Raw genomic sequence first — 20,377 nt, 5'->3', positions numbered from 1 at the left:
ATGACGAATACCGTCGAGATCACGGCTCCGATCGAACAGGAAGGTACCAAGGCAGTCGTCCGCAACTGGCTGAAGCAGATCGGCGATCATGTCAGGGAAGGCGATGCGCTGGTCGAGCTGGAAACAGACAAAGTAACCCAGGAGATCGCGGCGCCTTGCGACGGCATCTTAAGCGAAATCTCCATGACGGATGGCGATGACGCCGCACCCGGGGCGATCCTGGGACGAATGAGCGTCGAGGCGATCAGCATTGCATCGAAACAGACTGCTGCTCCACTGCCGATGCAGCCGGCTTCGACCGTGACCGCCTCCAGCTATTACTCGCCTGCCGTTCGCAGGGCCGCCGAGGAGTACGCAATCGATCCCGCCTCCCTGAAAGGCAGCGGCAAGGGCGGGCGGGTCACGCGCGCCGATATGGATCACGCGCTCGAAGCCGGTCAGTCCCATCAAGCCGCGACCGAGCAACCTTTCCCAGCAACTCCGGTTGATGGCAAATCCCGGACCGTACCCCATTCGGCCATGCGGCTCGCAATCGCAAGGCACATGGCCGAATCCCTTGCGACGGCACCGCAAGTCACCGCGGTCTTCGAGGCGGACTTCACGGCAATCACACGCCATCGCGAAAGCCATAAGGAGCGCCTGAAAGCCGAGGGCGTGAACCTGTCCTATACCGCCTACTTCGTGGCGGCGTCCGTCGCGGCCATGAAGGCGGTGCCGGAGGTAAACGGCCAGTGGCACGATGATAGCCTCGAGATATTCGAGGACATCAATATCGGCGTAGGCATCGCACTGGGCGACAAAGGCCTGATCGCACCCGTGATCCGGCAGGCGCAGAATCTTCCGCTTGAGACCATTGCCGCCCGCCTGCAGGACCTGACGAACAGGGCGCGATCCAATGCGCTCAAGGCCAACGAGCTGAAGGGTGGAACCTTCACGATCTCAAATCACGGGGTTTCCGGCTCGCTGCTGGCATCGCCCATCATCATCAACCAGCCGCAATCGGCCATCCTCGGCATCGGCAAGCTGGAAAAGCGTGTCGTCGTGCGGGAGGTCGATGGCGTCGATACGATCCAGGTCCGTCCCATGGCCTATGTCTCGCTGACGATTGACCACCGCTCCCTGGACGGCCACCAGACGAATGCATGGTTGGCGGAATTCGTGCGGGTCCTTGAGGATTGGCCCCAATAGGGGAAGGGAGGAACCAATGAACAAGACAGCATTCTTCGGTAGCCTGACGGAGCAGAAGCCGGATCCGCTGCTGGAATTGATTGCCAAGTTCGCCGCCGATCCGAGAGCTGGAAAGATCGACCTTGGCGTCGGCGTCTATCGCGACGAAACGGGCCGCACTCCGGTCATGAAGGCCGTCAAGGCGGCCGAGCACCATCTCTGGGAAACGCAAGGATCCAAATCCTATATCGGCTCGGAGGGAGATCCAGCCTTCCTACGGACGCTGGCTCTCGAAACCTTCGGCGAGCGCCACGGCGGCAGGCGGCTCGCCGGAATTCAGACGCCGGGTGGCACCGGCGCGCTGCGTCTGGCCGCGGAATTGCTTGCGCTCGACAAGCGACGGAAGATCTGGATCGGCACGCCGACATGGGTCAACCATCAGGCGATCTTTGCCGCGGTCGGCCTTCAGGCCGAAACCTATCGTTTCTTCGACATCGGCAAGCAGTCCGTTCTGATCGACGACATGCTGGCCGCCCTGCGGAACGCCGCACCCGGTGACGCGGTGCTGCTGCAAACGAGCTGCCATAATCCGACGGGCGCGGCACTATCACCGCAGAATTGGCGCGATATTGCGGACGTCGTCGCCGCCAAAGGATTGCTGCCCCTCTTCGACAATGCCTATCAGGGCCTCGGGCGCGGCCGGGTCGAAGATGCGGCCGGCATGATTGATGTCATCGAATCCGTCGGCGAAGCGATGGTTGCCGTATCCTGCTCGAAATCCTTTTCGCTCTACCGGGAGCGCACCGGCGCCGTCTATCTGTTCGCGGATCGGCAGGCATCATTGAACAAGGGCATAAGCAATCTCACAGGCTATGCCCGCGCGAGCTACTCCATGCCGCCGGCGCACGGCGCGGCCATCGTCGCGGCAATCCTCCAGGAGCCGTCCCGCCGCCGGCTCTGGGTGGATGAATTGAACGACATGCGCATCCGCATAACGGAAATCCGCCGCGCGGCCGCAGAGGCCTTTGGTCGATTTCTTCCGGAGCTTGCCCATATGAGCGGCGAGGAGGGCATGTTCTCCCTGCTGCCGATCTCTCCCGAAAATGTTCTGAAACTCCGGGCCGAACACGGCATCTACATGCCGGACTCCGGAAGGATCAATGTTGCAGGCATGCGGGTCGAGGACGTGGCGTCCGTGGCCCAATGCATCGGCCCCTACCTGGCTTGAAAATGCGCCGCAAGCGGTCAAGCGTTTCAGATAAGCGCTTGACCGCTTCGTTGGAATTGTGTCAGCCGGCGACGATCTCTTCGAGCGCCATCGCGGCACCCAGCAGCCGTTCATCCCGGTTCTTCGGAGCCGACAACAGGAAGCCGACCGGCATGCCGGCCTCGCCCGTTCCGCAAGGCAGGGATACGCCGCACCAATCAAGGAAGTTGCCGATCAAAGTATTGCGCAGCGTCCTGCCATTGACCTTTGCGAACAGCTCGTCATCGGCTTCCAGGGGGCCAAGCGCGGGCGCGACATGGGCGACCGTCGGATAGGCGACGAATTCGTTCGGCCCAAGCGACGCCTCAACCTCCCTGATCAGCCGCTCGCGCACCTTGAGCGTCTCCAGATAGCCGACCAAGGTGATCTTCTCGCCCAGGCGCGTGCGCGTCACGACACGCCGATCCATGGCTTCGGCCTCCGGTCCCGCCAGCCGGCGGTGATGCAGCGCAAAAGCCTCGGCGGTTACCAGCGGCCCATTCTCGGCCATCACGTCAAACAGCTTTTCGAAGGCCGGAAAAGCGACCCGTCGTATCTTGACGCCGGCGGCACTCAAGCGCGCCAGCGTCGCCTCGAAAGCCGCAACGACACCAGCCTCGGCATTGTCCATGACGACATTCGTCGGCACCACAATCGAAAGCCCGGCGGGATAGGCATGCTCGACCTCGGGCACGAAACGGCCGCGCATCGCCGCATCGATCCAGATGGCATCCTGAACGCTGCGGCACAAAGGTCCAAGCGCGTCGAGGCTGTTCGCCAGCGGAAAGACGCCGGCCATGCTGTAGCGGCCGCGGCTTGCCTTGTAGCCGACAAGACCGTTGAAGGCTGAAGGTATGCGCACCGAGCCGCCCGTATCCGTACCGATCGAGACCGGTACGAGACCTGCCGCGACAGCGACGGCGGAACCGGAAGACGAACCGCCCGGGATCCGCGCGACGTCCGAGGCCAAAGGATTGAGCGGCGTGCCGTAATGCGGATTGAGACCAAGGCCGGAAAAGGCGAATTCGCTCATATTGACCCGGCCGACGGCAACCATGCCTGCCCCCTTCAGCGCCTTGACGACATCGGCATCGTCATGGGCAGGTTCGGCATCCGCAAGCACGACCGACCCGGCCGTCGTCGGCAGGCCGGCGATTGCAAACAGGTCCTTCCAGGCGACGGGAATGCCATCCAGCAGCCCGCGCGAGCGCCCCTCGCGCAATCGCTTGGACGAAGCTGCCGCCTCCTCTTTCGCACGCACCTCCAGCAGCCGCGTGAAGATTGCCTGATCCTTGTAGGTCCGGATCGTATCCAGGCTCTCCTCGATCAGCGCGACCGGATCGAGGCTGCCGGACTGGATCAGTACCGACAATTGCGCGATCGATTTGCCGAGATGTGTCTGTGTCATTGACCCTACTCTCCTTAGCCGCCGACAAGCTGCATCCAGCGGCGCACTAGATAATTGTGTTCATCCATTGTCGTATTCCAGACGGCAATGCAATTGGCGCGCTGCCAATAGGAGCCGCCACTGCGCGCCGAGCCCTTTCTGATCCGCGTCTGCCCATCCGGGCCGGGCAGGTCCTCGGTCGCGGAAGCGCCCTCGTACCAGTAATCCCATTCCGCCTGCGTCATGAATTGGCGGGAGCGCTGTGGCGTCGAAATATAATAGCCTTGACGTGCAACGACGGCGCCCGGCCATCCGGATATCCACCAGTTCAGATAGTCGTAGGCGACATCGAGCAGGCGACCGCTTAGGTGTTTCGAAAGGCACAGGCCACCATGCCAGGCGCGATAACCCTCCGCCGGCACCGCCTGCTCGACCGGCACACCCTTCGAATTCAGGATGCCGATACCGGGCGACCACATGCTTTGGACGCTGGTTTCGCCGGCGATCATCAGCCGCGCCGCATCCTCGGCGGTTTTCCAGAAATCCCGAAAGAAGCCGGTCTTCTTGCGCTCCTCCAGGAGATCGATCAGCTGATCGATCTCCTGGATGGACATATTGCCGATATCGTCGAACGACATGAGACCGGCAGCCTGCGCGGCCAGCGCCGCATCGAAAATGCCAATGGCCGGTTCGTCCACCAGGGCCACCCTGCCAGCCCAGCGCTCGTCGAAAAGCGCGCCCCAGGAATGCATGCCGACGCCATTTGGCGCCAGATCGGTGCGATAGGCGAAGCTGTCGAAATTATGCGTGGTCGGCAGCATCGAGATGAAGCGCGACGGCGTATCGCCGAGAGCGAGGTTGGGCTGAACGAAGAGCTTGCGCGCCGGCACGTCGCCAAGCCCCATTCGGGGATTGGGGCCGATATGACCGGTCTTTGTCAGATCGTTGACCTCATCCCAGAGGACAATGCGTTGGGTGTCCACGGGCTGGATCGCGCGCCAATGCCAGACGATATCGAGATTGTGGAAGCACTGATCGTAGATATCGTAGGTTTCCGGCTCGCGCGCCGCCTTGTACTGTGTCGTCAGGAAGTCGTTGTTGTCGAACGTCACATCGATACCGAGATCGTCCTGCGCGCGCAGACGCAGTTCCTCCAGCAGCGAAATCGCGGTGCCTAGCACGCGCAGGCGCGGCCGCCCCGCCAGATGCAAAGCGGGAGCGGACAGAGTTTTTGCGACGGATTGGTGCTTGTTCATGGATGGACCGGTTGTCTCATTGCGCCGCGACGATCGGGTAGGATGCGGCGGACGGCATCTGCGGCATGCGCGCCAGTGTGAAGGCTTCGAAGGAGCGTTTCAATAGAGCGCCGTCGAGCCCGTCGAGAATAAAGACCAGGCGCGACCTGCGATCTTCCGAAGGCCAGCCGTCCATATGCACCGGCGTGTGAACCAGATGCTGGACGCCATGAACCGCTACGGGTTGCTCCTCACCGCTGAGATTGAGTATGCCTTTCACCCGCAGCACACGATCGCCATGCCGATTGAGCAGCATGGTCAGCCAGAGGCCGAAGGCGGTCCAATCGATGGGCCGGTCAATACTGAGCGCAATCGAGGAGATCGCGGCCTGATGCGGCGCGCCGTCCGATGAGACGAGCTGCACCGGCTCTTCACAGTAGAAGCCGCTTTGCGACAGGCTGCCGCTTGGCGAGACGTTACTCTGGACGGCGACCAGCGATGAGAGATCGAGATCCGGATCGGCTGCCATCAGGATCGGAGCATCGGGATTGAGCCCGCGAAGGCGAGCCTGAAGGGCCTGTCCGTCACAGCCCGTATCAAGATCGGTCTTGGTGAGGATCAGCCGATCCGCAACGGCCGCCTGCCTGTTGGATTCGATATAGGTGTCGAGCTGGCGCAGCCCATTCACCGCATCGACAGTCGTAATCACGTTGCCGGCGCAGAAATGATGCCTGAGCACCGGATCGGCCTTGATGGTCGACAGCACCGGGAAGGGGTCGGCAAGACCCGTGCTTTCGATGATGACGCGCTGGAACGGCGGCAACAGCCCGCGCTCCCGGCGGGAATAAAGCTCCTTGAGCGCGGCGGCGAGCTCACCGCGCACCGTGCAGCAGACGCATCCGGAGCGCAGCAGCACCATCTCGCCCTCGACGCTTTCAACGAGATCGTGGTCAAGCCCGATCTCGCCGAATTCGTTGATGAGTACGGCGGTATCGGCGAAGGCGGGATCAGCCAGAATGCGCTTGAGCAGCGTCGTCTTGCCTGAACCGAGGAAGCCCGTCAAAAGATTGATCGGCAGAAAGCCGCTTGCCTCAATCGACATACCGAGCCTCCATCCTGGCGATGAAAGCACCGTCAAGCGGATCGCAGGGCCGGCCGACGAGCCTTTCGGCCGCCGGCCAGAGATGGCCGAGATCTTCGATGATCTCGCTCCTGCCCGTTCGCGTCGACAACACGAAGGACGCGCCCTGCCAATCGGTGAGGACAAGGCCGAAGCCCGAGAGCATCTCGTTGGCGGCCCGCACGCGCTCGGCACGCTCGCGCCGCCGGTCGGGACTGGCGTGATTGCGCGTGAACACGCCCGGTCGTGCTGCTGCATCGGTCCAGTGCTCGTTGCCGCCGAGCACGCCGCACAGTGAACACATGGCGATCGCCTCCTTCCGAAGTATGCTTCCGGCGCCAGCCTAGCCGGCTATTTCTTGCGCGGAAAGCGCGCGGCGAAATCGTCGGCGATCTCGTTCATCGTGACGAACTTCACGCCCGGATGCTTGATCATATGCGCATAGAGCCGCTCGAGCATCATCAGCACCTGCGGCCGGCCCGCGACATCGGGATGGATGGTGATCGGGAAGACGGCATAATCCATCTCGCGATAGACCCAGTCGAACTGGTCGCGCCACATCTGCTCGATGTGATGCGGATTGACGAAGCCGTGGCTGTTCGGCGATTTCTTGATGAACATCATCGGCGGCAGATCGTCGAGATACCAGGAGGCGGGGATTTCGATCAGGTCGGTTTCCTTGCCGCGCTTCAACGGCACCATCCATTCCGACGGCTTGCGCGAATAGTCGATCTTCGTCCAGCTGTCGCCGACGCGCACATAATAGGGCGTGAAGTCATTGTGCATCAGCGAGTGATCGTACTTGATGCCACGCTCCAGAAGCAGCTCGTTGGTCACATTGGAGAACTCCCACCAGGGCGCGACATAGCCCGTCGGGCGTTTGCCGGAAAGTTTTGTCACCAGCTCGATGCACTTGTCGAGGATTTCAGTCTCCTGCTCGCGCGTCATGGCGATCGGATTTTCGTGGCTGTAGCCGTGGATGCCGATTTCATGGCCGGCATCGGCCACGGCCTGCATCTGCTCCGGGAAGGTCTCGATTGAGTGGCCGGGAATAAACCATGTCGTCTTGATGCCAAAGCGTTCGAAGAGCTTCACCAGCCGCAGGCTGCCGACTTCGCCGGCAAAAAGGCCTCTCGAGATATCATCGGGAGAATCCTCACCGCCGTAAGAGCCGAGCCAGCCGGCCACAGCGTCGACGTCGACGCCAAAACTGCACAAGATTTCCTTTGCCATGGGATGACCTCCTTCAATTTAAGTTTTCTGTAATCAGTGAGCCGGGATGACGGTCGCGTCGGCCGGATCCCAGGTGAGCATGACCTCGGCGCCTACGGGAAAGGCACCGGGCCGGTATTTGTCGACATGCGCCTCCAAGGCGAGGCCTCGGCCATCGGGCAGGCTGACGCCGATCTGGGAGATATGGCCGACAACGTCGAAACGCTCGACGCGAGCGCCGACCACATTGCCGCCGAAGGCTCCGGCGAGATCGCCGTGCAGCGAGCCGCCCGCCGCATGGACCTCGATCGCCTCCGAAGGGATGACGATATTGACCTTGCTGGAAAGGCCGCCATTGGCGCAGCCCGACAGCGTGCCGAACGAGGTCGAGACGAATGTGCTGTCGGCCTCAGCGCCGGCGACCTCGCCCTCGAAGATGGTATTGCGGCCGATGAACTGCGCGACGAAAGGCGTATCGGGGCGCGTATAGAGCTGATGCGGCGGGCTGATCTGCTCCACCCTGCCTTGGTTCATGACGACGATGCGGTCGGACAGCGCCAGCGCCTCCGACTGGGCATGCGTGACGAAGACGAAGGTCACTCCGAGCTTCTTCTGCAGCAATTTGAGCTCGTTCTGGATCGCCTTGCGCAGATTGGCGTCGAGTGCGCCCAGCGGCTCGTCGAGCAGCAGCACATCCGGCTCGACCACCAGGCCGCGGGCAAGCGCGATGCGCTGGCGCTGGCCGCCGGACAACTTGTCGGGCTTGCGCTCGGCGATATCCTCCAATGCGAGGGTGGCGAGGATACGGTCGACCCGTGCATCCCGCTCGGCCTTCGGCATGCCCTTGACCTCGAGACCATATCCGACATTCCGCCGCACGGTCATATGCGGAAAAAGCGCATAGTTCTGGAAGATCATCGATGTCGGCCGCTTCTGCGGCCTAACGTCGTTCATGCGCTCGCCCTTGATCATCATGTCGCCGGAAGAAATGCTTTCAAAGCCGGCGATCATGCGAAGCGTCGTCGTCTTGCCGCAGCCCGACGGGCCGAGGAAGGCGATGAATTCGCCTTTCTTGATCGAAAGATTGAAGTCTATGACCGCGGGCGTGCCATTGTCATAGACCTTGCCGACACTGATGAGTTCCAAATCATACATCACGAGAGATCTCCGGGCGTGGGCGAGGAGGCGGCATCGCCTCCTCGCGCGACATAGGATGGATGGCAGACGCCATCGGATCAGGCGTTGAGGAATTCATCCCACTTCTGGACGAGATGGTCGTATTCGTCCGGCCACTGGTGCCAATAGGCAACGTTCTTGGCGCGCTCTGCCAACGAGCCGCCATCACGCAGGTCGCCTTCCTTGATGCCGCGCTCGGCGGCGCCGACCCATGGCTTGCCCTCATACCAGAAGGCATATTTGTCCGGCGCCATGACCTTCTGGATATTGGTCGACGGCGAATAATACCCCTGTTCGGAAACGGTGATGCCGGGCTCGCCGGAGAGCCAGTAATCGGCATAGGCGATCACGGCTTCCTTGTTCGGCGTGCCTGCGATCATCGACGGGCCGATCGCCCAGCCGCGATAACCTTCCTTCGGGACGGCATATTTGCACGCCTTGCCCTGGGCTTTGACCGCCATGACCGCCGGCTGCCAGGCATCGCAGACGACCATCTCGCCCGATGCCATCAGGTTGACCAGTTCGCCGAAATCGCCCCACAGGGCGCGGAATTGCCCGTCCTTCTTCTTGGAGACCAGGAACTTCGCCGCTTCGTCGATTTCGGCTGCGCTCGGATTGCCCGGATTCTTGACGTTCGAAAGCCCGAGCGTGTTCATCGCCATGATGGCCTGGCCGAAGGCGATCAGCGGATCGGTGTTGAGGCCGGACTTGCCTTTGAACTTCGGATCGAAGATCGCCGACCAGGTGTTGGCTTCTTCGGCGGAGAGAACATCCGGATTGTAGCCGATGGAGTCGTAGTTATAGACGGCAGGCACCATGTTCAGCGTGGTCTTGGCCTCATCGGCCCAGATCTGGCCGACGATCTGCTGCTTCGGCCCCCACTTCTCGGAAGGCGTCGTGAAGGTGTCGCGGATATTGGCCCAGTTCTTCAGGGAAGCAGCAGGCACCGGCTCGACATTGTTGGTCATGACGATCGACGGCAGGCGCTCACCGATGATCTCCCAGCAATCGTAATCCTTGGAACCGGAAAGGATCTTGGTCTGCGCGTCCGGAAAGGTCGCTGCCGTGCCGGAGGTCTGCCCGACGCCGCTCGCCTTGCGAAATTCGTCGAGGATACGCTCCTGGACGGTAACCGAAAGGCCGATGGTGCGCAGCTGCTCCTTGGCAAGGTTGGCAGCCTGCGCGTAAGCCGCCCGCGACGACAGGAAGGGCGTGCCGCCCCCGATCGCGAGCGCCATCACGCCGGCGGAATGCTTCAACAGAGAGCGTCTGTTCAATTCCATTTTGGACATCTTGTGTTCTCCAGTGCTGATTGCTGTTCCCTGGACCCTTGGTTGGGCCTGCTTCATTGCCGTATCGCCCTCCAGCCGTTGCCGGACCGATGGCGATCAGTACCGCCCCACGAGGAGGCCACCATCCACGACCAGAACCTGGCCGGTCATGTATCTCGCGCCGTTCGAGGCGAGGAATGCGATTACGTCGGCGATGTCCTCCGGCTCGCCCAACCGGCCCATCGGGATGAACTCGGCCGCCTTTTCCGCGCCGGCGGGACCGAGCGAGTTTTCCTCCGAAAGAAGCTGGGCGGTGCGGATATAGCCCGGCGCAATGCCGTTGACCCTGACGCCGTCCTTCGCCAGCTCGACGGCAAGCCCGCGCACCAGCCCGACGACGCCGGATTTCGCCGCCGAATAATGGACATGCTCGTCCCAGCCATAGGCCACGCCCATGATCGACGAGAGGGCGACGACGCTGCCGGATCTGCGGGCGCGCATGCCCGGTATAGCGGCACGCACCAGCTTGAAGATGCCCTTCAGGTCGACATCCATGGTCAGGTCCCACTTGTCGTCTGTGAGCTTGTCGAGGGGGGTCCGATGCGCGATACCGGCATTGGCAACGATGATGTCGATCTTGCCGAAGCGCGCCTCGACATGGGCGACGAGCTGGTTCGCCGCTTCCGTCGAGCGGACGTCGTAAAGGTGGAACTCGGCCGAACCGCCGGTGGAAAGAATGTCACGAACGGTCTGCTCGCCTTCCTTTTCAAGGATATCGGTAACGACGACATGATCGCCCAGCGCAGCAAACGCTTTCGCCGTCGCCTGGCCGATGCCGATGCCAGCGCCTGTGACGATGACGACCCGCCTGTCTAAACTGTCCATCTGTTTTTCTCCTTCAGAGCATCACGTCGCCGGAATTCGGGCCGAGGGTCTGACCGACGAAGAGGCTCGCGGCCGGCGAAGCCAGAAACGCCACCGTCGCAGCTACTTCCTCAGGCTCGCCGAAGCGGCCGAGCGGCAATTCGCGCTTCTTGCGTTCGCGCCATTCCTCGGAAAGTTCCTGCACCAGCGGCGTATTGATCGGCCCCGGCGCCACGGCATTGACGCGAACCCCACGGTTCGAGACCTCGCGGGCGAGCGCCTTGGTCATGCCGATGATCGCAGCCTTGGCGCCAGAATAATGAACCAGCTCGATGCCGCCGATCTGGCCGAGCTGGGAGGCGACATTGACGATGACGCCCTCGCCGCGCGCCAGCATCGACGGCAGGACGGCCTTGGTCATCAGGAAGGTGCCGCGCACATGCACGGCAAACATCCGGTCGAAATCCTCCAGTTCGAGGTTTTCGAATGCCGCTTGATGCGCGATGCCGGCATTGTTGACGAGAAGGGCGGCGTCGCCGTGCGAGGCCTTGGCAGCGGCACGGATAGCCGCCACATCCTCTGGCCGCGCAACGTCACCGGCGATCGCGGTCGCCGCGCCGCCCGCCCTAATGATTTCCCCGGCAACCGCCTCAGCCCGTTCGCCCGAGAGGTCGTTGACCAGAACCGCATAGCCGTCGGCGGCGAGGCGCAGCGCAATGGCGCGGCCGATACCCGAGCCGGCGCCGGTGACGATGGCGGACACTCTCTCCGCCATCATGCGTCCTCCTGAATGCGAACACGCTTGGCGCGTCTGACCGACAGACCCATCAGGATCGCGTAGGTGCCGAGGAGCGCGAAGGAAAACAGCGTGGTCAGGACGCCGAACGCAAAGACGTTTGGATGCACCTCGACGGAGAAGGTGCCGTAGATGGCAAGCGGCAGCGTCAGCTCGCGGCCGGAGGCGAACAGGGTGCGCGAAAACTCGTCATAGGAGAGCGTGAAGGCAAAGAGCATGGCCGAGAGCACGCCAGGGAAGATCAGCGGGAACGTGACCTTGCGGAAGGTGCGCGCCGGCGTGACGCCGAGCGACCAGGAGGCCTCCTCCATGCTCGGATCGAACCTGTTGAAGATCGCAAGCATGACAAGGAAAGCGAAGGGGAACGTATAGACGACATGCAGGACGAAGGCCGTGCTCCACCAGTGCCGGTCGATGCCAAAGGCGTTGGCGACAAGGGCCATGCCGAGACCGACCAGCACACCCGGCACCATCATGCCGAGAACGATCAGATAAAAGGCGACGCCCGAGCCGCGAAACTTGCGGCGAAAGGCCTGCGCGGACATGACGCCGAGCACGGTCGAGACGATCATGGTCATCAACGCCAGAAAAAGCGAGCGGATCAGCGCCTGGTCGATCGGCAGCGGCGCGATGCGCGAGGGTGGCGTCAGCCCGAAGAGATGCCGGTACCAATAGGTCGACCATTCGATGATCGGAAATTGTGGACCGCCCTCGGGCCCGGTCTGGAACGACAGGATCGCCAGAACCGCTAGCGGTCCGTAGAGAAAAATCAAAAAGAGGGTCGTATAGACGCCCAGGCCGAACTTGATGCCGCCAGCATTCATGATCAAAGCTCCTTTCTGAGGTCGACGACCTTGAGCAGGGCCGCGACAACAGCACCCATGATGATCGTCAGCACAACGCCGGCGACCGCGGCAAAAGCCCATTTCAGCGAACCGACCTGGGTGACGATGATATTGCCGAGCAGATTGACCTTGCGGCCGGACAGGGCGGCGGAGGTCGCGAATTCACCAAGAACCATGACGGAGACGAAGATCGCGCCCACCACCACACCCGGCATGGAAAGCGGCAGGATGATCGTGCGGAAGATGCGCCAGAAGCCCGCACCGAGATCCTGGGCCGCTTCGATGACCGAGGCATCGATACGCCCCATCATGAAGGCGATCGGCCCGACCATGAAGACACAGTAGATCTGCGTCATGCCGATGATGACGGACAGCTCGGAAAACAGCAGCACTTCGATGGGCTGATGCACGATGCCGAGATTCATCAGGATGATGTTGATCGCACCTTCCGTGCCGAGCATCGGCCGCCAGGCAAGCACGCGGATCAGGAACGACGTCCAGAACGGAATGACGCAGAGCACGAGAAGCACGGTCTGCGGCGTCTTGTTCTTGATGAGGAGCCCGACGAAGAGCGCTGCCGGATAGCCGACAACGAGCGTCGAGACCAGCACGAGCAGCCAGATGCGGATCGTCGTCCAGAGCGCCCCGAGATAGGTGGAGCTCGTCAGGAAGGTGACCCAGCTCTGCAAGGTCAGCGTCGGCTCTATCTTGAAGGTCGTCTGCGTCCAGAAGGAAACATAGACCATCATCAGCATCGGCAGGACGAGGAAGGCGACCATCCAGATCATGCCCGGCGCAAGAAGCCAGAATGTTTTGCTTGATTTGCGGCGCACGGCAGCACTTTCCTGAACGGCTTCCTCGCTTGTCGCAACCATGGTCATGTCTCGTTCTCCTTGGAGCCGGGGAAGAGTTTCGAGGGGCTCAGATCAACCGAAGACCCCACATCAACCGAAAACAAGGGCATCCTCCTTCTTCCAGACGAGCGCATAGCGATCCTTCTCGACAAAGGCCGGCGGGCGGGCATGGCTCAGATGGGACTCGACCTCGAAGACGTGACCGCCATCGAGCGCAAAGAAGGAATTGACCGCCGCTCCAGAATATTCGCTGGCGATGAAATCGCCCTCGATGCGCACTTCGTCATCCGAGAGCGTGGCATCGCGAGTGCGGATCGAAATACGGTCGTAGCGGATCGCATAGGCCGGTTGCGGCGCCGTCCGGCGCGATGCATTCAAGGGAAACCGACCCGACGGCCCGACGAAAGCATCCTCGACAACGTTGCCGGCGAAAAGATTGTAGCAATTGAGAAAGCGGGCGACGGCCGCAGTGGCGGGCTGATTATAGACGACATCCGAGGCGGCGGCCTGGGCGATGCGGCCGCGATCGAGCACAAGCACCACATCGCCCATCGCCAGAGCCTCGCTCTCGCTGCCGGTAACATGCAGGAACGTCACACCGCAGCGCTCACGGATGATCTTGAGCTCGCTTCGCATGCGGCCGCGTAAGTTGGCATCGAGCGCACCGAGCGGCTCGTCCAGCAGCACCATCTTCGGCTCCGTCACCAGGGTGCGCGCCAGGGCGACGCGCTGGCGCTGTCCGCCCGAAATTTGGGTAACGGCGCGATCGTCAAATCCCTTGAGGCCGACCAACGACAGCATATCCTGCACCTTCGCGGCCAGGGCGCGGGGATCGGTTATGGGATCGACCTTGCGGTTGCGCAGGCCGAAGGCGACGTTTTCGGCCACCGAAAGATGCGGAAACAAGGCGAAGTTCTGAAAGACGAAGCCGATGCCGCGATCGTGCGGCTCGACACCATCAAGCCGCTTGCCGTGAAAGAGGATCGAACCGGCATCCGGCTCCTCGAAGCCGGCGATGACGCGCAAAAGTGTCGTCTTACCGGAGCCGCTGGGGCCGAGCAGCGAGATATAGGCATTGTCGGGCAGAGAGAAATCTATCCTGTCGAGCGCGGGCGCCGCGCCATAGGACTTGGTGACTTGGCTGAGCTGAAGAACGGTCGACACCGATTTCCTACCAGTTTCAAGGCAAGGACCATCCTTCAGGCAAAGCACCGCCATCTCCAGGATCGCATCGATCCGGACACCAGACGTCGATCTGCATTCGCGCATGATCACATGCGCGTCAAAGAGATGTTCCTTGGCGTTTCAAAGAGTTCCACCTACGGCGCTTCTGACGAGCGCCTTGATGATGAGAGCATTGCATAAATGATTTTTGTATTCAATAGACTTTTTCTGAAAAGTCGAATTGAAAATGACGAATGAGCCGGGAGGCGCCTAGCGGTAAAAGCGAGAAGGCGAGCTAATTTCAACCCACGCGCAAATTTGCCGTCAAAATCCCTGCCGCAAGCGCAGCTTGGCGGCGCTCACGCCAAAAAGACATTCCACAAAATACGCCCCACGAACTCCGCTCGCTCACGCAGATCGCCGTGACCGCTACTAAAATCAGAGATCAAGAATATATTTTGTATTCAATAATCATTTATTTTTGCGCTATGTTGGTGCGACAAAACGCGTAAGAGTGAGGCATCAGAACGACGTGAGTCCATTGCATCAGATGACCGAAAACCGTGCGCGCCCCAATGCGCAAAAGCGCTATGAGATCGCCGAGGACGTTCTGCGTGGCAATATCGAGGCCAACACGCTGCCGCCGGGCGTGGTGCTGCTCGAAGGTCCGATCGCCGATATCCTGCAGATTTCGCGCGCGCCCGTGCAAAGAGCGCTGCAGACGCTGGAAAGCGAAGGACTGGTGCATCGCTTCAACGGCCGCGGCTATCTCGTCGGGCCTGCCGGCCAGGGCATCGAGCCGAACCGCACCGATATCAAGACGCTCGGACTGACGATACCGCGCCATGCGGACGAGGCCTTGCAGAGCCGCGCTTCCTGGGAGCGCATCTACAATACCGTAGAGGCGGATGTCGCCGGCTGTGTCGTCTTCGGCCAGTACCGCATCATCGAGATCGAGCTTGCCGACCACTTCAACGTCAGTCGTACCGTCGTGCGCGATGTCCTCACCCGGCTGCGCGAACGCGGTCTCGTGCGCAAGAACCAGTCGTCCCACTGGATCGCCGGCCCGCTGACGGCGCAGATGATCAAGGATCATTACGGCCTGCGCGGCATGCTGGAGCCGCAGGCGATGGTCGCCGGCGCAGGTCGGGTCGACCGTGAACGGTTGAACGAGCTGTTTCTGCGCCTTTCCGATCTCGAGCGGCACGAACCGGGCGATCATCTTGCGGCGCTGGAAGCCATCCAGGCGGACTTCATCGAGATCTGCATCCTTGCAACGCCGAACGAGCGGCTGAAGGAATCCATCCGCAACAATCTGCTGCCTGTCACGGCGACGGAAAGATTGTTGCGGCGTCTCGGCCTGCCCGGCGATCCCGCCATCATTATGGAGCTGCGCCTGATCGCGGAACTGCTGCTGCGAGGGGCGGTGAAGGCGGCGGCGGCGATGATGGAGAACCATCTCGAAGCCTCGGTCGACCGCACGATCGCGCAGATGAAAATCGTCGCCATCATCCCCGGCCCCGGGGTGACGGCCGCTTATCTCACCCGCGTTCTTGAGTGAGACGCAAGCCGTCTCCGCTATATTCTGTCTATTCGGAAAGCGAGAGAGCGAGAAGGCGGCCATCTGTTTGACCCTTTATGCCAGAGCCGCACGGAGGCGTGCAAGCAAGGCCTGCCGGTCCCCGCGCGCCGCCAGCGCCTCATCCATCGTGACCTCCGCGAACTGTGTCGGTGTATGCGGCTGCAATTGCGCGATCAGGTCCATGTCGGCCGAGATCACCGTTCCCAGCATGAAGTAACCACCGCCGGAAACGGCATCGCGATGCAGGATGATCGGTTCCGTCCCACCGGGCACCTGGATCGAGCCATAGGGATAGCAGCTGTCGACGATGTTGGAGGGATCTGAGCCCGCGCCGAAGGGCTGCTTGCGCTCGACGAATTCGAGCTTGCGGCCACCGCGGAAGCGATACCCCATGCGATCGGCCTCCGGCGCCACCTTCCATTGGTCGGCAAAGAAGTTGCTCTTCGTCTCCTCGGTCAGCCGGTCCCAGTAGAGGCCTGGCAAGACCCTGAGTTCGGCCGGGGTGCCGGGCTTGCGGCGCAACTCTTCGGCAACGGATCGGCCCGCGCTTGCCATGGAGCCGGAACCGACAGGAAGCTCGTCTCCAGCAGCGATGGGTCTGCCTTTGAAGCCGCCGAGAGCGCCGATCGCATAGGTCGACCGACTGCCGAGCGCTTGCGGGACGTCGATGCCGCCCGATACCGCAATGCAGATCCGCGCACCCGATTTCAGGAAGTCGAAGCTTACCGTCTGCCCTGCCCTGACCTTGAGCGCTGTCCAGCCCGGCTGGGGTTCACCGCCGATCCTGACGGGCATGTCGGCACCGGTGACCGCAATCAGCGCATCGTCGACAAATTCGAGCTTCGGCCCCATGAAGACGGCCTCAAGCCCGGCGGCACCCTCGTCATTGCCGACGAGAAGATTTGCCGCCCGCATGGCGTAGCGATCCATGGCGCCGCCGATGGGAATGCCGAGATGGAAGTAGCCGGGCCGCCCAAGATCCTGAACGGTGGTCGAAAGGCCGTGATGAAGAACCTTAATGGCCATGCAGCGCGCCCTCCAGCTTGGCGTTGTAGCCGTCGATATCGGCCTGGTATTGCCTGAGATCGAATTTGACCTCGCGGATCGGCGGCGCGAAGCGTCCCTTGTCGACATCTTCGACCGCCTGGTCATAGCCGTCGCGATCGATCGGCCGGAATTTCACGATGTCGCCGGGGCGGAAGAACACCATGAAATCGCGCAGATAGCTCGTCGATTGCGTGGGATCGAAGATCGGCATCGGCGTGATGCCGAACATCTGGTAGCCGCCTGCGCCGCGTACCGAATAGATGCAGCCGAAGCAGCCGCCATGTCCCACCGTCAACCGTGGCGTGTCGGTGCGCGGACGCAGATATTTCGGCACTTCGATCTGCCGCTGCCGTTCCACCATCTGATACATGAACGGCAGGCCGGCAACGAAGCCGACCATGGAAACGAACCATGGCGATCCGGCATGGGCCGAGATGAAATCCTCGACCGCTCCATAGCCGTTAATCCCAGCGGCATAGTCGAGATCGGTGCCCGACGGCTCCTGATGCCGTTCGCGGAAGCGCATCAGCGTCTCATGTGTCCACGGATCGTTGTAGAAGACCGGGATTTCGACGATGCGGGTGGTAATGACGGGTTCCGCCTTTTCGGCCGCTCCCTCGATTGCCTTGACTTCGCGCAGGAGATCGTCCGGCTTGATCAGGTCCGGATCGAACTTGATCTGAAAGGAAGCATTGGCGGGGCAGATTTCCGTTACGCCCTTGATGGCGCTCTCGCGCACCCCCTTGGCCATCGACAGGCTTTTGAAGAAAGCTTCGAGGGACATCTCGTCGCTGCATTCGACGAAGAGATGTTCGTCACCTCCGAATGTAAAGCGAGCAGGCATCAGGCAACCTCCGCTGACATGCCGTCAACCGCGGAAAAATCGGTCTCCAGCCAGGATTCGAGAAAACGCGTGTGGAATGCGCCCTTGCGCACCGACGGGTCGCGGGCAAGCGCGAGGTGTAGGGGGATCGTCGTCGGCAGCCCCTCGATCGTCAGGTTGGAAAGGGCGGCGGCCAGCCTGTCGAGGCAGGCATTGCGATCTTCTGCCCAGACAATCAGCTTGCCGAGAAGCGAATCGTAGAAGGGCGGCACGGTATAGCCGGCGTAAAGCATCGTATCGAAACGGATGCCCTCGCCTTCCGGAATAGACAGCCTCGTCACCGTACCGGGCGCAGGCAGAAAGCCCTTGGCCGGATCCTCGGCATTGATCCGGCACTCGATGGCGTGACCACGCACCCGAATATCGGACTGCGACAGCGACAGGGGAGCGCCGCCCGCGACCTTGAACATTTCCTGCACCAGATCGATGCCGGTAATCATCTCGGTCACCGGATGCTCGACCTGGATGCGCGTGTTCACTTCGATGAAATAGAACTGCCTGCTATCCTCGTCGTAGAGATATTCGACCGTGCCCGCCCCGCGATAGCCGACTTCGGCGGCAAGCGCTACGGCGCTGGCGCACAGCCGCTGCCTGACGTCATCGGGCAACTGGAAGGCCTGCGCTTCCTCCCAGACCTTCTGGCGACGACGCTGCAGCGAGCACTCGCGCTCGAAACAATGTACGAAGTTCTGTCCGTCACCAAAGATCTGCACCTCGATATGACGGGCGCGGGCAATGACCTTCTCCATGTAGAGGCCGCCATCGCCGAAAGCGGCGGCCGCCTCCGCCGAGGCGAGCGGAAACTGCTCCCGAAGTTCGGAGGGTGACTGAACGATGCGGATGCCACGCCCGCCGCCGCCTGCTGCGGCCTTGATCATGACTGGAAAACCGGTGCGCTCGGCAATTGCCTCGGCAGCCGCGATATCGGCCACGCGGCCGTCGCTTCCCGGCACCGTTGGCACGCCGGCGCGGGCCGCAATCGCGCGCGCCGCCACCTTGTCGCCCAGCAATCGGATAGCCTCGCCGCTCGGCCCGATGAAGATCATGCCCGCCGTCTCGACGGCATCGGCGAAATCTCCGTTTTCAGACAGAAACCCATATCCGGGATGAACGGCATCCACGCCAGCCGAACGCGCTGCCGAGACGATGGCTTCGATGTTCAGATAGGATTTCTTTGGAGCCGGCGAGCCGATATCGATCGCTTCGTCCGCCATTTTCACCGCGAGCATGTCGGCATCCGCCGCGCTATGGACCTGCACAGTGCGAATGCCGAGCGCCTTGGCGGCCTTTATGATCCTGACGGCGATCTCGCCGCGATTGGCAACCAGAACCGAACGGATCGTCATGGATCCACCTCCGCGATGATCTGGCCGGCCATGACGGGCTCCTCATTGTCGACGAGGAAGGTGATGTTCTTGCCGTCGAGCCCGGCCGGGATCTGCTGAAAGGTCTTCATGACCTCGATGAGGCCGATCGTATCGCCGGCGGCGACGGCATCGCCCTCGGCCTTGAAGGGCGGCGTGTCGGGAGAGGAGGCCCTGTAGAAGGTTCCCGGAAGGGGTGATCTGATCTCAAGCCTGCTCATGGGACCTCCGCGCTGCGTCGCTGTTCAAAATCTGTGAAACGGGTGCAATTCTGATGCCCTCGGCAACGAGGGCCTCGCGCATGTGGCGCACGATGTCGAGCGCACCCAAAGTATCGGAATGAAAACAGATGGAATCGAAGGCGATCGGAATATCGGCACCAGTGACGGTGCGCACGACACCTTCCGTGCAGGCCCTGATCACCTTGCGGGCAATTGCCTTGGGATCGGGACGACCCGCATCCCTGGTAAAGACGATCCAGCCCGCATCGCCATAGTCGCGATCGGCATAGAACTCGCGGACGACGGGCTGGCCGGCCTCCTCGGCGGCAAGGCAGGTCGCCGAACCGTCCATGCAGAAGACGGACATATTCGGCGCCGCCGTGCGCATATATTGTATGAATATCTGCGAAAGATCCGTGTTCGCCGCCAGTTCCATATAGAGGGCGCCGTGCGGCTTCACATGCTGGACGGGCACGCCGTGGCGTCTGGCGAATTCCCTCAGCGCGCCGACCTGATAGATCAGATCGTTGATAATCTCGCGGCTGGTGCCGTTGATCTTGCGCCGCCCGAAGCCCTGGAGATCGTTATAGCCGGGATGAGCTCCGACGCCGACGCCGTGGGCGGCGGCCATCCGCACGGTCTCATCCATCAGATTGGGATCGCCGGCATGAAAGCCGGTCGCGATATTGGCGGAACTGATGAGCGAAATGAGCTCCTCGTCATGCGCGTCGCCGATCCGCCATCGCCCGAAGGCCTCCCCCATGTCGCAGTTGATGTCGACAGCTTCCTTCATGCATTCCCTCAGATATGTGCGCTCCAATCAGGACCGATGTGAAGACGCTAGAGAGAAAGGCGTCTCTTGAAAAATACAATTTTCAAAGCATCATTATCTGATAAATTGATATCATCGCCTAAAATGGCATCAATAATTATTGGTATTTAT

General features: G+C 61.6%; 20 protein-coding genes. 3 read left to right on the top strand and 17 right to left on the bottom strand.

All coding sequences use genetic code 11. The features are described from left to right. The gene (locus ACPYOP_RS17755) at positions 1 to 1,188 is read left to right on the top strand and encodes a dihydrolipoamide acetyltransferase family protein (RefSeq protein WP_481411682.1); all 1,188 of its coding nucleotides are present in this window, start codon (positions 1 to 3) and stop codon (positions 1,186 to 1,188) included. 16 nt (positions 1,189 to 1,204) lie between these two features. After that, on the top strand, positions 1,205 to 2,395 hold the full coding sequence (locus ACPYOP_RS17750; RefSeq protein ID WP_481411681.1) for an aromatic amino acid transaminase: 1,191 nt from the start codon (positions 1,205 to 1,207) through the stop codon (positions 2,393 to 2,395). Positions 2,396 to 2,456: 61 nt separating this feature from the next. Here the strand turns inward: ACPYOP_RS17750 and ACPYOP_RS17745 are convergent, their stop codons facing one another. The 12 genes from ACPYOP_RS17745 to ACPYOP_RS17690 form a co-directional block, all read right to left on the bottom strand. After that, positions 2,457 to 3,821 (bottom strand): amidase, encoded by a 1,365-nt coding sequence (locus ACPYOP_RS17745; RefSeq protein WP_481411680.1) that lies wholly within the window; start codon positions 3,819 to 3,821, stop codon positions 2,457 to 2,459. 14 nt (positions 3,822 to 3,835) lie between these two features. Further along, on the bottom strand, positions 3,836 to 5,056 hold the full coding sequence (locus tag ACPYOP_RS17740) for an ABC transporter substrate-binding protein (RefSeq protein WP_481411679.1): 1,221 nt from the start codon (positions 5,054 to 5,056) through the stop codon (positions 3,836 to 3,838). A 16-nt stretch (positions 5,057 to 5,072) separates the two neighbouring features. Beyond that, positions 5,073 to 6,137 carry a CobW family GTP-binding protein gene (locus ACPYOP_RS17735; RefSeq protein WP_481411678.1) on the bottom strand — a complete coding sequence of 355 codons (1,065 nt, stop codon included), beginning with the start codon at positions 6,135 to 6,137 and terminating at the stop codon, positions 5,073 to 5,075. Continuing rightward, the gene (locus ACPYOP_RS17730) at positions 6,127 to 6,459 is read right to left on the bottom strand and encodes a hypothetical protein (RefSeq protein ID WP_481411677.1); all 333 of its coding nucleotides are present in this window, start codon (positions 6,457 to 6,459) and stop codon (positions 6,127 to 6,129) included. Before ACPYOP_RS17730 ends, ACPYOP_RS17735 begins: the two co-directional genes overlap by 11 nt. 47 nt (positions 6,460 to 6,506) lie before the next feature. Further along, a complete protein-coding gene (locus ACPYOP_RS17725; RefSeq protein WP_481411676.1) occupies positions 6,507 to 7,388 on the bottom strand; it encodes a polysaccharide deacetylase family protein in 882 nt (293 codons plus the stop codon). Between the two features lie 33 nt (positions 7,389 to 7,421). Then, a complete protein-coding gene (locus tag ACPYOP_RS17720; protein WP_481411675.1) occupies positions 7,422 to 8,525 on the bottom strand; it encodes an ABC transporter ATP-binding protein in 1,104 nt (367 codons plus the stop codon). Positions 8,526 to 8,602: 77 nt separating this feature from the next. Next, positions 8,603 to 9,835: an ABC transporter substrate-binding protein gene (locus ACPYOP_RS17715; protein ID WP_481411674.1), complete on the bottom strand. Its 1,233-nt coding sequence runs from the start codon at positions 9,833 to 9,835 to the stop codon at positions 8,603 to 8,605. A 96-nt stretch (positions 9,836 to 9,931) separates the two neighbouring features. Beyond that, the gene (locus tag ACPYOP_RS17710) at positions 9,932 to 10,699 is read right to left on the bottom strand and encodes an SDR family NAD(P)-dependent oxidoreductase (RefSeq protein WP_481411673.1); all 768 of its coding nucleotides are present in this window, start codon (positions 10,697 to 10,699) and stop codon (positions 9,932 to 9,934) included. 13 nt (positions 10,700 to 10,712) lie between these two features. After that, positions 10,713 to 11,453, bottom strand: coding sequence for an SDR family NAD(P)-dependent oxidoreductase (locus ACPYOP_RS17705; protein ID WP_481411711.1), 741 nt, complete (start codon positions 11,451 to 11,453; stop codon positions 10,713 to 10,715). Continuing rightward, a complete protein-coding gene (locus ACPYOP_RS17700; protein WP_481411672.1) occupies positions 11,453 to 12,298 on the bottom strand; it encodes an ABC transporter permease in 846 nt (281 codons plus the stop codon). Before ACPYOP_RS17700 ends, ACPYOP_RS17705 begins: the two co-directional genes overlap by 1 nt. 2 nt (positions 12,299 to 12,300) lie before the next feature. Then, complete coding sequence (locus ACPYOP_RS17695) at positions 12,301 to 13,200, bottom strand: ABC transporter permease (protein WP_481411671.1); 900 nt, start codon at positions 13,198 to 13,200, stop codon at positions 12,301 to 12,303. 63 nt (positions 13,201 to 13,263) lie between these two features. Further along, the gene (locus ACPYOP_RS17690; RefSeq protein ID WP_481411670.1) at positions 13,264 to 14,337 is read right to left on the bottom strand and encodes an ABC transporter ATP-binding protein; all 1,074 of its coding nucleotides are present in this window, start codon (positions 14,335 to 14,337) and stop codon (positions 13,264 to 13,266) included. Between the two features lie 550 nt (positions 14,338 to 14,887). Here ACPYOP_RS17690 and ACPYOP_RS17685 point away from each other — a divergent pair. Next, positions 14,888 to 15,898, top strand: coding sequence for a GntR family transcriptional regulator (locus tag ACPYOP_RS17685; RefSeq protein WP_481411669.1), 1,011 nt, complete (start codon positions 14,888 to 14,890; stop codon positions 15,896 to 15,898). Positions 15,899 to 15,973: 75 nt separating this feature from the next. On the opposite strand, the gene ACPYOP_RS17680 is transcribed toward ACPYOP_RS17685, so the two are convergent. From ACPYOP_RS17680 to ACPYOP_RS17660, 5 genes are read right to left on the bottom strand one after another with little or no spacing between them, the layout of a single operon-like run. Next, a complete protein-coding gene (locus tag ACPYOP_RS17680) occupies positions 15,974 to 16,945 on the bottom strand; it encodes a 5-oxoprolinase subunit C family protein (RefSeq protein WP_481411668.1) in 972 nt (323 codons plus the stop codon). After that, positions 16,935 to 17,810 carry a 5-oxoprolinase subunit B family protein gene (locus tag ACPYOP_RS17675; protein WP_481411667.1) on the bottom strand — a complete coding sequence of 292 codons (876 nt, stop codon included), beginning with the start codon at positions 17,808 to 17,810 and terminating at the stop codon, positions 16,935 to 16,937. Before ACPYOP_RS17675 ends, ACPYOP_RS17680 begins: the two co-directional genes overlap by 11 nt. Then, positions 17,810 to 19,195, bottom strand: a complete 1,386-nt coding sequence (locus ACPYOP_RS17670; protein ID WP_481411666.1) for an acetyl-CoA carboxylase biotin carboxylase subunit — start codon at positions 19,193 to 19,195, stop codon at positions 17,810 to 17,812. Before ACPYOP_RS17670 ends, ACPYOP_RS17675 begins: the two co-directional genes overlap by 1 nt. Beyond that, positions 19,192 to 19,434: an acetyl-CoA carboxylase gene (locus ACPYOP_RS17665; RefSeq protein ID WP_481411665.1), complete on the bottom strand. Its 243-nt coding sequence runs from the start codon at positions 19,432 to 19,434 to the stop codon at positions 19,192 to 19,194. Before ACPYOP_RS17665 ends, ACPYOP_RS17670 begins: the two co-directional genes overlap by 4 nt. Then, a complete protein-coding gene (locus tag ACPYOP_RS17660) occupies positions 19,421 to 20,227 on the bottom strand; it encodes a 5-oxoprolinase subunit PxpA (protein WP_481411664.1) in 807 nt (268 codons plus the stop codon). Before ACPYOP_RS17660 ends, ACPYOP_RS17665 begins: the two co-directional genes overlap by 14 nt. Between the last annotated feature and the right edge of the window lie 150 nt (positions 20,228 to 20,377).

This window comes from Rhizobium sp. KNZ2-6A (genome assembly GCF_056755475.1).
Note: the sequence above shows the minus strand (reverse complement) of the source record. Positions and strands in the feature narration are given on the sequence as shown.

Excerpts from the sequence above, each read along its gene's own strand:
- ACPYOP_RS17735 (WP_481411678.1), bottom strand. The coding sequence starts at position 6,137 with ATGTCGATTGAGGCAAGCGGCTTTCTGCCGATCAATCTTTTGACGGGC.
- ACPYOP_RS17710 (WP_481411673.1), bottom strand. The coding sequence starts at position 10,699 with ATGGACAGTTTAGACAGGCGGGTCGTCATCGTCACAGGCGCTGGCATC.
- ACPYOP_RS17670 (WP_481411666.1), bottom strand. The coding sequence starts at position 19,195 with ATGACGATCCGTTCGGTTCTGGTTGCCAATCGCGGCGAGATCGCCGTC.
- ACPYOP_RS17740 (WP_481411679.1), bottom strand. The coding sequence starts at position 5,056 with ATGAACAAGCACCAATCCGTCGCAAAAACTCTGTCCGCTCCCGCTTTG.
- ACPYOP_RS17695 (WP_481411671.1), bottom strand. The coding sequence starts at position 13,200 with ATGACCATGGTTGCGACAAGCGAGGAAGCCGTTCAGGAAAGTGCTGCC.
- ACPYOP_RS17665 (WP_481411665.1), bottom strand. The coding sequence starts at position 19,434 with ATGAGCAGGCTTGAGATCAGATCACCCCTTCCGGGAACCTTCTACAGG.
- ACPYOP_RS17705 (WP_481411711.1), bottom strand. The coding sequence starts at position 11,453 with ATGGCGGAGAGAGTGTCCGCCATCGTCACCGGCGCCGGCTCGGGTATC.
- ACPYOP_RS17685 (WP_481411669.1), top strand. The coding sequence starts at position 14,888 with ATGACCGAAAACCGTGCGCGCCCCAATGCGCAAAAGCGCTATGAGATC.
- ACPYOP_RS17715 (WP_481411674.1), bottom strand. The coding sequence starts at position 9,835 with ATGTCCAAAATGGAATTGAACAGACGCTCTCTGTTGAAGCATTCCGCC.
- ACPYOP_RS17700 (WP_481411672.1), bottom strand. The coding sequence starts at position 12,298 with ATGAATGCTGGCGGCATCAAGTTCGGCCTGGGCGTCTATACGACCCTC.
- ACPYOP_RS17755 (WP_481411682.1), top strand. The coding sequence starts at position 1 with ATGACGAATACCGTCGAGATCACGGCTCCGATCGAACAGGAAGGTACC.
- ACPYOP_RS17725 (WP_481411676.1), bottom strand. The coding sequence starts at position 7,388 with ATGGCAAAGGAAATCTTGTGCAGTTTTGGCGTCGACGTCGACGCTGTG.
- ACPYOP_RS17750 (WP_481411681.1), top strand. The coding sequence starts at position 1,205 with ATGAACAAGACAGCATTCTTCGGTAGCCTGACGGAGCAGAAGCCGGAT.
- ACPYOP_RS17745 (WP_481411680.1), bottom strand. The coding sequence starts at position 3,821 with ATGACACAGACACATCTCGGCAAATCGATCGCGCAATTGTCGGTACTG.
- ACPYOP_RS17660 (WP_481411664.1), bottom strand. The coding sequence starts at position 20,227 with ATGAAGGAAGCTGTCGACATCAACTGCGACATGGGGGAGGCCTTCGGG.
- ACPYOP_RS17675 (WP_481411667.1), bottom strand. The coding sequence starts at position 17,810 with ATGCCTGCTCGCTTTACATTCGGAGGTGACGAACATCTCTTCGTCGAA.
- ACPYOP_RS17680 (WP_481411668.1), bottom strand. The coding sequence starts at position 16,945 with ATGGCCATTAAGGTTCTTCATCACGGCCTTTCGACCACCGTTCAGGAT.
- ACPYOP_RS17730 (WP_481411677.1), bottom strand. The coding sequence starts at position 6,459 with ATGTGTTCACTGTGCGGCGTGCTCGGCGGCAACGAGCACTGGACCGAT.